Source organism: uncultured Nostoc sp., assembly GCF_937863485.1.
Lineage (GTDB): Bacteria > Cyanobacteriota > Cyanobacteriia > Cyanobacteriales > Nostocaceae > Nostoc.
Map to the genome: position 1 here is coordinate 1 of NZ_CALMFY010000141.1, position 10,460 is coordinate 10,460.

Here is a 10,460-nt window from a genome sequence, read left to right on the forward strand (position 1 = left end):
CCTCACCCTCCTAGTTTTAAGCAGCAATAAATTAACGACACTTCCAGAAGCCATTACCCGCCTGCAACACCTCACTAACCTCGAATTAAGCGACAACCAAATAACGACGCTGCCAGAAGTGATCGCTGATCTCCAACAACTCACTTCTCTGGATTTAAGCGACAACCAAATAACGACACTGCCAGAAGCGATCACCCGCCTGCAACAACTCACTTCCCTGGATTTAAGCGGCAACCCCATCGAACAGCCACCGCTAGAAGTTGTTGCACGAGGTCTTCAGGCGATTAAAGATTATTTCCGGCAACTGAAAGCAGAAGGCAAAGATTATCTGTATGAGGCAAAGTTACTAATTATCGGCGAAGGAGGAGCAGGAAAGACAACACTGGCTAAGAAAATTGAAGACCAAAATTATCAACTCCGAGAGGAAAACTCTACGAAGGGAATTGAGGTTATCCAGTGGGCTTTCACAATGGAAAATGGGCGAGAATTTCGAGTCAATATTTGGGACTTTGGGGGGCAAGAGATTTACCATGCTACTCACCAATTTTTCCTCACTAAGCGTTCCCTCTATGCTTTAGTGGCAGATACCCGCAAGGAAGACACGGATTTTTATTACTGGTTGAATGTTGTAGAACTGTTGAGCGATAACAGTCCGCTGCTAATCATCAAAAATGAGAAGCAAAACCGCCACCGAGAGATTAATGAACTCCAGTTACGGGGGCAGTTTACTAATTTAAAGGAGACTTTAGCAACAAACCTTGCTACCAACAGAGATTTAGAACAAGTTTTAGATAAAATTAAGCATTACATTAAAAACCTACCCCATATTGGCAGTCCGCTCCCAAAAACCTGGGTTAGAGTCCGGGAAGCTTTAGAGAGTGACGCACGCAATTACATCGGCTTAGATGAATACCTGAACATCTGCCAACAAAATGGGTTCACCCAAAGAAATGACAAGTTGCAGTTGAGTGGTTATCTGCACGATTTGGGAGTATGTTTGCACTTCCAGGAAGACCCACTTTTGAATAAGACCGTCATCCTCAAGCCAAAGTGGGGAACTGATGCAGTCTACAAAGTGCTGGATAATGAAAAAGTGATTCGCAACCTGGGCAGTTTCACCCGGTCTGACTTGGCAAACATCTGGTGTGAAGACGAATACGCCACGATGCATGATGAACTCTTGCGCCTGATGATCAACTTCAAGCTGTGCTACGAAATTCCTAGAAGCCAAGGAAAGTATATTGCCCCACAACTGCTATCTGCTAATCAACCCCCCTATAACTGGGATCAAACCAACAACCTGATTCTGCGTTACACTTACGAGTTCATGCCCAAGGGGATCATCAGCCAATTCATCGCCGCCATCCATGAGTTGATAAATGAACAAAAATGTGTCTGGAAAAGCGGTGTTGTTCTCAGCAAAGACCAGACGAAGGCAGAGGTGATTGAATATTATGGCAACAAGGAGATTAAGATTCGAGTCTCAGGTCGTCACAAAAGAGATTTGATGACCATAGTTACACATGAACTCGATAAAATTCATGACTCATATAAGCGACTAAAGTACAACAAGTTAATCCCCTGTAATTGCCACACATGCAAAGATAGCCAAGAGCCACACTTTTACTCTTTTGAGATATTGCGACAGTTTGTAGCCGATAAGCAAGAACGCATTCAATGTCAAAAAAGCTATCAAATGGTTGATGTCTTGGGCTTAATTAATGATGTGATGGATAGAAGGGAGTTACTTAAAGCAGAACAGCAGATGGGTGGCGAATTCCTGCCTAATTCCTCTGAGACAAGAAGGGAAAATGTCGTTGTAACAATTAATAATTTAATTCAGCCATCAAAGCAAGAGAATAATTTTATGACAGAACCATTTAAACAGGAAGAAAATTCTCAACCAGAAGTGCAGGTTACGCTTCCGTTTGCGTTTAGAAATGGAATGTTCTATTTATTTGTATTTGTAGTTGTATTTTGTCTAATTGCATTTTTTGGTGGTTCGCTACCATTTCATTATCTAGCTTTAGCAATTATTGGCACAGCAATATTTATCGTTTTAATAAGCGTTCTGCAACTCCGACAAGATGACCGCCTTTCTGAGAAATCTTTTGTAGATTTGACAAAAATGGTACTGGAACAGTTGCCTTTAATTGGCAATATTATTAAGCAGTTTCAAGGCAACAAATAAGAGTATAGAAAAATCCTATTTGAATTGTGAAAATTGTGAAACCTCTTGCAAAAGCAACACACGGTAGGGGCACAGCATTGCTGTGCCCCTACAAACCGACTGTATTACATGGAATTGAGAACTGCTATTTAATCAACTGCGATTCCTGCGGACAGCTTCGCTAACGCACCACCACAACATATTACTGTTCTTCACCTTTTTCCTGAAGGAGCGATCGCCAATCTGCGATCGCCTTCTCCGTCCACAGCCAATTTTTAGCTAATTTATCTACCTGGAAATTTACGGGATCAGACTTAACTACCATTTGCCGCAACTTGATCGCTTCTTTGAGATATTGTGTCTGCTTACCATTAGATTGACTAAGTGCAGATTTATACAATCCAAGAGCTAAACCAGCATAGGAAGTTAAAGCATCCTGAGGCACTGCTGCCTTTGTGGATCTTGATTGTGTGTTCTGCTCTTTGAGAGCTAAATTCAAAGCTTTGAACCAAGAATCATTACCTCGATTCAAATTGCCTTCCGTGTAGTAGGCAAATCCCAAGGCGTTATTATACAAAGGCGATTCTGGTTTAGCTTTTGCAGCAGTTTCCCAGTAACGGCGGGCATCATCGACACTATAGTTATTGTCTCCAGTTTGGATAGACTGCCACGCTAATCGTCCCTTGTAAAAGTTGACAGATGGATCGTTAGCTTGTTTATTTGGAATTAATTTCAGGGCAGTTTCAGCCGCAGCCAGTGCGCCACGATTGAGTAGTTCTTCTACAGCCAATAACCCACCTTCCAAGTCGCCCTGGCTCAATTTATCAGTGGCGGTGGCGGTGACAATCCCAGTCGTTGCTGTCTGTAAGTCGATATTTTGCTGCTTTTGAATGGGTAGAGACTGGGTGGGAATTGCTGGTATGTTAGGTAGAGTTACTTGGTGTCGATTTTGCCACCACCAATTTAAACCGATCGCAGCTGCTAAGGCACTGATCCCCATAATACCCACAATCGGCCACAGCTTACGGCGTTGGGTACGAGGTCTTGTTGGGACTGGTTGCGGGGCTGGTTGCGAGCGCAAAAAATCAGCAGAATTTTGCCAATTTCCTTCAAGGTTCCCAGCAGTTGGAGGTGGTGGTGCTGGGGCTTCTCCCCACAAATCTGCTTCCTGTTCTGGGGAAGTCATTTCCTCTGAAACCTGGCTTTGGTGAAGACTATTTTCTCGAATCTGTTCATCCGGTTCAGTTGGAGCTTTTTGGTTATCTAACTGACGAAATAAATCCGAAACTATAGCAGAATCTTCTTCATAGCTGGGGTCATCATACTCAATTTCATCAACGAGATCCCCCCAAGTATCGTCACCTAGCCAGTCCAACCCAGAAGAGTCATGCGCTAAACCAGAAGGGATCATTTGCTCGATTCCTAAAGGCATCTCGGTATCATCTGCGATCGCAGAGTACATCGTGGAAGTTGCCCCTAAAGGCGAACTATACTGATTCAGCGACTCTGCACTTTCGGATAACTCAGTTTCCTCACTCAGAAAACCGTCAAATTCTGGCTGGAGATACAAAATCGGTAATGCCCAATACATCTGGTGAGAACCATAGGCAGAAATTAATCCTTGACGCACGCGACTGACGCACAAATCTACTGGATATCCCTGACTCAAGTTGCGGTAAAACAATTGTGTGAGCGTCAGTGCCACTTCATCAGGAATCCGTTCTGACATCGCCAAAACGCTTCTGATTCCGCGCTTCACGAGACTTTCTGCTAAGTTTCGTTCACCAGTATCTCCAGAGGGATCGGATGCGGCTGTGTACGCCCCCAAGCAGGAGTTAAACACTGCCATTTGGATATTATTGTTGACGAGCAAACCTGCCAGATCGTCCCCAGTCAAGATTTCTGTTAACCCAGTTCTGCGACTAACAAGATAAATTTCTCCGCCATTGGAACCTAAGTTACTATGACCAGAGTAGTGGAGAACGTGGTATCTGCCTTGTTCTAGGGCTTGCGTTAATTCTTCCCGTCCTGGTTGGTCTAATACAGTGAGTTCAATTTGTGGGAAACGATTGCTACCTTCAGCCAGTCGTGATGTTTGCCGGTGAAGTTCAGCTTGCAGTTTAATAGCTTCCTGTTTCTGTAAATCAAGGCGGACTTGATCTGAGGGGGAAGCAATTACCATCAATACTTTGACACCACCTTCTGGTAGTGTGGGCATATTTTGCGTTCGCAAAGGGGAAGCCCCCAAAATTCCACTTTGGAAGCGAGAAAAAGCCACATAAGGCCCAGTAGCTAGAGGGCGATCGCCTGCGTGCATCACTTCCCAAGGCAGACGAGCTAACCTAGTGTCTTTTAGCCCCAGGCGTAAGCGTAGTACTTGTTGGTGGTTTTGGGCAATACCTTGGGCAGTAATCCAACTATCTCTGAGAGTGCCTTGGAATAGGGCGTTATAAAATTGTTGACCCAATGCCACCAAGTTAACAGAGTTTCTGGCGATACTGCTTTCGTGCCCACCAGAGGCGAATGGATCTCCTTGCAACACCGATTTCAACGGGTCATTCATCAAATGCCCAGCAGCCATCAACCAATCAGCTACAGGCCAAGTCACCAACTCTTCTGCCAATGGTACCCCAGGCGCGACTTGTTCCGTCCGCACCAAGTAGTCATTTTGCCCTACTGGGGTCACGGAAATATGAAATTCCTGGGTCACAGCTTCTCCTGTCCGCCTCCTGAATCTGGTTTGAAACGCGAAAGTTTCAAGTCGATTTTTCGCTCCCTCTGATAACTTAGATGCATCCTACCCCTGAATGTTTCTGATTCGGTGTTGTTTTGCTTTTTTTGCCTTTACAACTTTATCCGGATCGGATTACTTGGGTCTAGAACACTTAATTGGTAGATGCACCTTGATCTTCAACTCCCCTAGATGGCTAACACCCACTGGGGGTTTTTTTCAATTTTGGCAAACTACAGCAACTTCTAACGCAGATATTCTCTCCCAGAAAATAGTGCTTAACCCTAGAATACTTGATTACTAGATGAATGTAGCTTGATTTTTAACTCATCTAATTCAGTTAATATTCACTAGAGTTTTTTTACACACAACAACAATCAACTTTCTAGTAAATTTATCCGGAGGATGGTGGTTAAACCTAGAACACTTAATTGGTAGATGCACCCTGATAACTAGCTCCCCTGGTTGGCTAACACCCGTTGGGAGTTTTTTCTAGTTGCCGAGCTACGCCCGTCGTAGCACATCGCCATCAACCCTAATTTTTACCATTTTCTCAGGAAGATACTGCTGCCCCTAGAAAAGATTACTGGTAGATGCACCTTGATAACTCACTCCCCTAGTAGAATAACACCATCTGGAGGATTTTTATTTAAAAAAATAACTATTGTACAAATTTATCCGGAGTATGGTGTTCAACCTGAGTACATTTAATTGGTAGATGCACCCTTATAACTAACTCCCCTGGTTGGCTAACGCCCACTGGGGGGTTTTTATTTAAAAAAATAACAGACCTTTGTACAAATTTATCCGGAGTATGGTGTTTAACCTGAGAACATTTAATTGGTAGATGCACCCTGATAACTAACTCCCCTGCTTGGCTAACACCCACTGGGGGTTTTTTTGGCGTAGCGGCTTGTCGTTAGACATCGCCCTAGCATTTCCTACCGATGTAACAGAAATGCACCACTACTCTTGTTGCTACTGTTTGGTAGATTTTAAGTATCCTCCTGTTGCCAGGATAGAGCATAAGCTGCTCACTCAATTCCTGAATCGCTTTCTTTTTATTGTGAGCTAGAGATGCCACACCAAAATGATTGCTATGATATTTAATCACATTCTTAATTTTTTTTCTATATTTTGGCGTTTAACTGTTTGTCTGCCAGCAATCACTGCTTTCAACTTCAGAATCAGAGCTTCATCGCCGACTACATTTGTATATTTCTCGTTCCCAGGTTCAGCCTGGGAATGCGGTACTGGAGGCTCTGCCTCCCAAAAAATTGCCTTCCCGTACTAAAAGCAGGGAAGGAAGAAAAGATATTAAATCAGGATTTCAGCCTTAAGTTGACACTAATGACCAGCTATATGGTAACATTTCATAGCATTATGCTAAAATAGCCTGCTTAAAATCAAAGAGTCGCCAACCCATGAGTTTAGCTGTAATTAAGTTCTCTTCAGAAGAGTGCGGCATTTGCCACAAAATGTCTTTTTATGACAAAAAGGTGGCTGAAGAACTGGGTTTAGAATTTATCGATGTGAAAATGCAGGATACAACTGCTTACCGCAAGTATCGCAAGATTTTATTAACTCAGTATCCTGATAAATCGGAAATGGGATGGCCTACTTACATCATCTGCAATTCTCCAGAAGGAGAATTTCTGATTGTGGGTGAGGTAAAAGGAGGTCATCCCAAAGGAGAGTTTAAAAGCCGTCTTCAAGAGGTTCTGAATTCCACAGCTAATCAGAACTAATTACTTCAAAAGATTTGACCTCTAAGACAGATCCAATCATCGCAGTTGTCATGATATCTTCACGCACCTGTCCTTTAACTTTTGCTTTTTGTCCAGCTTTGAGTAAGTCTTTGTCTGCCCCTTTAAGGATTTCGTAAGTAACGCCCTCTTCTGTGACTAAGGCCCATGCGCCTGTGCCAATATCACGGCGTTCAATTGTACCTGTAAGTGTAATGCTCATAAACAGTGCTGAGTGGGGAAATAGGAAATTAGGAGTTAGGAGTAGAGACGCGATTAATCGCGTCTGTCCCCTTCTATGCTATTTTTTCTTCGTTTTTCAATGCTAAACGAGCAAGTCCATAACAGATTAGGGCATTGGTGATGAGGAAAAGGCGTGCTAAGTGACCACTTCCCAAACCCCAAACAGCTGGATCGAAAAACGCACTTACCGTCAAGCAGGCTGCGACACCTAAAGTTGAACCAATGGCAAACCATTTCCAACTAGGATGTCCCAGCAGCAATGCCATTAAGACAATGGGAATCAGTACGCTGGCAAACAGGGGATTGAACGCATTAGTTCCCTGGAGGGTATTGCCTAGTTCCGGAATTGAACTGCCCAAAACCCGGAAAGGCCACTGGGGAAGGTCAAAAATATAGATTCCCTTGAGGAAGAATAACCCCGAACTGCCGGCAATTAGTCCACTAGATAAAGACCAACTCCAAGTGAAGGGGAAGTAAACCCGTAAAAACCAAGCCAGTAGATAGGAACCAACTACCATTAAAATCTTGGGTAAGAGTGCGATCGCACCACCATCAATCCAAAAGCCGGGGTTAAGATAACCGTTATCGCGTAACCACCGGAAGAAATCTGGGAAACTGATTTGCCCTGCAAAGGCTAGTTTGACTGCTGCTTCTGCATTGAGTTGTCCAGCGCCATAATAGTTCAAACCATCATCCTGGATAACTCGCGCCGACTGCTTGAGAACTTTTAAAACTTCATCTGGTTCTTTGATGCCAGCAGCTTTGATTAATGCCGCAACACCGGCAACGTGTGGGGAAGCCATGCTTGTACCCTGGAAGCCCAGAAATACTCCTTCGCCGTTTTCATCGATAGTTTCTTGGAGAATTTTACCAGCTTCACTGCCACCAGGAGCAGAGATATCTACCCCAGCACCAAAGTTAGAATAAGGTGCTTTTTCCCCATCTGGGCCAATTCCGGAAACGCCGATGACATAGGGATAGCGGGCTGGATAGCTTGCCCCATTGGTATTTTCATTCCCCGCTGCGGCAATGATAACTACACCTTTTCTATGGGCATACTCGATCGCTTCTTTCATCAACTTGCTTTCACCGCCACCGCCCAAGCTCATATTAATTACATCTGCGCCTTTATCAGCAGCAAATTTAATTGCTTCGGCAATATCGGCAACAGTACCGCCACCATATGAACTCAGCACCTTTAGCGGCATCAGACTGGCTTCATAGGCAATTCCAGCTACGCCATATTTGTTATTTGTGGCTTGGGCAATAGTTCCGGCAACATGAGTGCCGTGGCCGTTATCGTCTTTGGCTTCTTCTCGGTCGTTAACAAAATCATAGCCTTTGACGAATTTTGTCTCATATAAGTCCCGCACCTTAGTAATCCCGGTGTCAATTACTGCAACTGTGATGCCACTGCCTTTGGTTTGACTCCATGCGCCTTCAATGCCAATTTGGTGCAAGTTCCACTGCTTGCTGTAATATTGGTCATTGGGGCCAGTTAATGAGGGGCTTGTCTCATCATCATCTTGGGGTCTCAAAAATTCTGCTAACCAAGCGGCTTGACCTGGTTGGGGAATCTTTCTGTAAATGTAATTTGGCTCAATAAATTCTGTAGCTTGGGCAAATTGAGATTTTTTCAGTTCTTGGAGTCGTTGGCGATCGCCTTTGACAATATACACATTATCTTTTTTGGAAAACTTGTTGTCTAATTGGGGTGTAACGTTGTATTGTTTGGCGATCGCTCGCAGATTCTGTTCCACCACAAGTGATGGAATATCTTCCCGAAAATCAAGCAAAATCGTCTCAAACTCTCCTTTAGTTGCCATTCCCTGGAAATTCAGGAAACCAAATATGGCAGATCCCAGCCCAATGACAAACAAGCACAATAATATAAGTTTTCTCATATTAACTCATCACCGCTTTTTGCCAGTTTGCTCACTACCATAACTTATCTCCATCCTTTATGGGTGGATTTTGCTCTTTTAGTTACAAGTTTCACTTATTACTCAGGACTTTTTTAACCGATGGAACGTGGTCTTTTGTGGTTGCCCCTATTAGTAATGTTTTTCTGGTTGACATGGCAAGGCTCGAAAGAGTATCAAAAAGTTGAAGCCTATCGCACTTGGGCAGAGCAATTTGAACGGGCTAAGTACGATATTTATGCTGTATTAGGTCAAAAAGGCAACAATCTAACCTGGGGAAAACCCACGCCTAAAGGGCCTATTAAACTAGAAACATTCTCTTTGCTTGATGTAAAACAAATCCACCTTTTAGTAGATGACAAATCAGTTGATGTGGAAAATATACCCAATAAAGGTCGTTCTATAGAATTAGAATTTCTCTTTTCCGAATCTACTAACTCAGTGCGCGTTCCATTTACAGAAATCCCTTTGGCAGCGGAATGGGGTAAGTTTTTACAGGGGGTATTACAAGACTTGCGATCGCAACAAAATCAGTAGTTATTTGGGAACTGCAAAAAATAAATTATCGCAACTTCTTCTCCTTTTCCACCTTGTCTCTTTGTAATGGGATGTTTTTTATTTGTTTGTGTTGCTAGTTGCGGTGGTGTGACAATATCAAAGCTTAAGAAATATATCAACAACCAAAACAGCCCAGAATGAATATCGAGTTATGACCGATATTCATTCTGGGCTGTAGACGGGTAACAGTCGTTCTCGTCTGGCGTCCCCACACCCCGTCTAGTGGGTGTGGGGCTTCTACTATTCTTACTAAAAGTGACTTCAAGGGAAATGAATGTTTCCAGTAGAGCGATCGTCGATGAAGAACTTGTATTGTTTGGAGTCCATGTGTGCGATCATGGGTGGTGGCAGTTTGAGTGGCTGTCACTGTCGTCATATCTGCGATATTGAGGGGTAAATCTGTCTCCCTGAGTGAATAAAAGTTGCAGTCACCTTGACAGGGATTAAAGTGGAGAGAAACCCTATAAAATGAATTTAAGTGCTCAATACCAAATCTTTTCTCTTTTATTATTCCCCTACACACTTATACTTGCTGTGACGAGGCTTGGTCATTGGAAAACACAATTAACTTACAGTTATAAAAGTTGTAGAAGCCTGAGCTAAGAGCGTTGTCGCACTAACCCCATCCAACTTCGCCAACACTTGATTGTCAGAACTATCCACAATGAAAGCTTGACTTCCTTGTTTTTGTATCAATAATTGACCAAACTGGAGACCACCTGACAACGCAATCTTGTCCTTACCCAGTTCAAAGTCAGTAATGGAGTCCGTGCCCTCACCAGAAGCTAATACAAAGGTGTCATTATCATAGCCCCCAGTCAGCACATCGTTGCCTTTACCACCGTAAAGCCAGTCGTTGCCTGCACGCCTGTAGAGTTGGTCATCGCCAAGACCGCCGAACAGGGTATCGTTACCGTTATCGCCGTAAAGCAGGTCATTGCCACCATTGCCATAAAGTCGGTCATTACCACTTTCTCCCCAGATCTGATCGTCTGGGTCACCTCCGGAAAGTTGGTCATTTCCTGAAGTACCCTTTATGGCAACAGCAGGTCCAACTGTACCCTTAATAGCAAAGTCAAAGGGGCTTTCGT

The 10,460-nt window shown here is 43.6% G+C and carries 7 protein-coding genes and 1 pseudogene; 3 read left to right on the plus strand and 5 right to left on the minus strand.

Annotated features, from left to right (window positions below; translation table 11 throughout):
* A partial coding sequence (locus Q0541_RS18510; protein WP_298913233.1) for a COR domain-containing protein occupies positions 1 to 2,191 on the plus strand: 2,191 nt, incomplete at its 5' end.
* 181 nt (positions 2,192 to 2,372) lie between these two features.
* Here the strand turns inward: Q0541_RS18510 and hetF are convergent.
* A complete protein-coding gene (gene hetF, locus Q0541_RS18515; protein WP_298913236.1) occupies positions 2,373 to 4,880 on the minus strand; it encodes a cell division protein HetF in 2,508 nt (835 codons plus the stop codon).
* 1,445 nt (positions 4,881 to 6,325) lie between these two features.
* Here hetF and Q0541_RS18520 point away from each other — a divergent pair.
* Entirely contained in the window at positions 6,326 to 6,649 is a 324-nt protein-coding gene (locus tag Q0541_RS18520) for a thioredoxin family protein (protein ID WP_298913239.1), read from the plus strand.
* Here the strand turns inward: Q0541_RS18520 and Q0541_RS18525 are convergent.
* Both Q0541_RS18525 and Q0541_RS18530 read right to left on the minus strand, forming a co-directional pair.
* The gene (locus Q0541_RS18525) at positions 6,636 to 6,869 is read right to left on the minus strand and encodes a hypothetical protein (RefSeq protein ID WP_298913242.1); all 234 of its coding nucleotides are present in this window, start codon (positions 6,867 to 6,869) and stop codon (positions 6,636 to 6,638) included. The two genes, Q0541_RS18520 and Q0541_RS18525, sit on opposite strands and share 14 nt — an antisense overlap.
* Before the next feature lie 73 nt (positions 6,870 to 6,942).
* Positions 6,943 to 8,793: a S8 family peptidase gene (locus Q0541_RS18530; protein ID WP_298913245.1), complete on the minus strand. Its 1,851-nt coding sequence runs from the start codon at positions 8,791 to 8,793 to the stop codon at positions 6,943 to 6,945.
* A gap of 120 nt (positions 8,794 to 8,913) precedes the next feature.
* Between Q0541_RS18530 and Q0541_RS18535 the strand changes: the two genes are divergently transcribed.
* Positions 8,914 to 9,348, plus strand: a complete 435-nt coding sequence (locus Q0541_RS18535; protein ID WP_298913248.1) for a hypothetical protein — start codon at positions 8,914 to 8,916, stop codon at positions 9,346 to 9,348.
* 136 nt (positions 9,349 to 9,484) lie between these two features.
* Here the strand turns inward: Q0541_RS18535 and Q0541_RS18540 are convergent, their stop codons facing one another.
* Both Q0541_RS18540 and Q0541_RS18545 read right to left on the minus strand, forming a co-directional pair.
* Entirely contained in the window at positions 9,485 to 9,745 is a 261-nt protein-coding gene (locus Q0541_RS18540; RefSeq protein ID WP_298913251.1) for a hypothetical protein, read from the minus strand.
* 188 nt (positions 9,746 to 9,933) lie between these two features.
* A pseudogene (locus Q0541_RS18545) lies at positions 9,934 to 10,460 on the minus strand (hypothetical protein); the annotation flags it as partial.

What these genes read in the sequence shown, in the direction of transcription:
- Q0541_RS18520 (WP_298913239.1), top strand. Translation starts at nt 6,326, where the DNA reads ATGAGTTTAGCTGTAATTAAGTTCTCTTCAGAAGAGTGCGGCATTTGC.
- Q0541_RS18525 (WP_298913242.1), bottom strand. Translation starts at nt 6,869, where the DNA reads ATGAGCATTACACTTACAGGTACAATTGAACGCCGTGATATTGGCACA.
- Q0541_RS18530 (WP_298913245.1), bottom strand. Translation starts at nt 8,793, where the DNA reads ATGAGAAAACTTATATTATTGTGCTTGTTTGTCATTGGGCTGGGATCT.
- Q0541_RS18535 (WP_298913248.1), top strand. Translation starts at nt 8,914, where the DNA reads ATGGAACGTGGTCTTTTGTGGTTGCCCCTATTAGTAATGTTTTTCTGG.
- Q0541_RS18540 (WP_298913251.1), bottom strand. Translation starts at nt 9,745, where the DNA reads ATGACGACAGTGACAGCCACTCAAACTGCCACCACCCATGATCGCACA.